This is a genomic window from Thioclava sp. SK-1, assembly GCF_001705665.1.
Lineage (GTDB): Bacteria > Pseudomonadota > Alphaproteobacteria > Rhodobacterales > Rhodobacteraceae > Thioclava.
This window is the reverse complement of sequence record NZ_MDHA01000007.1, coordinates 1-718: the sequence shown is the minus strand read 5'-3', so window position 1 is coordinate 718 and position 718 is coordinate 1. Positions and strand designations below refer to the sequence as shown.

At 57.8% G+C, this 718-nt stretch carries 1 protein-coding gene; it reads left to right on the top strand.

Going from position 1 to position 718, the window contains the following annotated elements; translation table 11 throughout:
- Nucleotides 1–718: IS481 family transposase (locus BFP70_RS00085; RefSeq protein WP_066008974.1), on the top strand; the 718-nt coding region annotated here is incomplete at both ends.

The window sequence follows — 718 nt, the reverse complement described above, 5'->3', positions numbered from 1 at the left end:
TGAGCCGGGAGTTCGGGATCAATCCCAAGACGGTTGCGAAGTGGCGCAAACGGCAGACGGTCGAGGATCTCAAGACCGGCCCAAAAGAGCCTCGCTCGACAGTCCTCACGGAGGCTGAGGCGGCAGCCATCGTCGCGTTTCGGCGCCACACGCTGCTGCCGCTTGATGACTGCCTCTATGCGCTGCAGCCATCCATCCCTCATCTGACACGCTCAGCGCTGCACCGCTGTCTGCAGCGACATGGCATTTCGCGCCTGCCTGATATCGAGGGCGACAAGCCAAAGCGGTCGAAGTTCAAACGCTACCCGATCGGCTTCTTCCACATAGACATCGCCGAAGTGCAGACTGCTGAAGGAAAGCTCTTTCTATTCGTTGGCATCGACCGCACGAGCAAGTTTGCCGTAACCCAACTCGTCGAAAAGGCTGACAGGAAGACAGCTTGGGAATTCCTGCAACACATGCTCGAGGCCGTGCCATACCAGGTCCACACCGTCCTCACTGACAACGGCATTCTGTTCGCTGAGCAGCCTCGGAACAGGAATACTGCCTATTCTCGGCCCATGCGTTTCGACATGATCTGTGAGGCCAATGGGATCGAGCACCGGCTGACCAAGCCCAACCATCCTTGGACCAATGGACAGGTCGAACGGATGAATCGCACGATCAAAGAAGCGACCGTAAAACGCTTCCACTACGACACCCATGAGCAGCTGCGGAC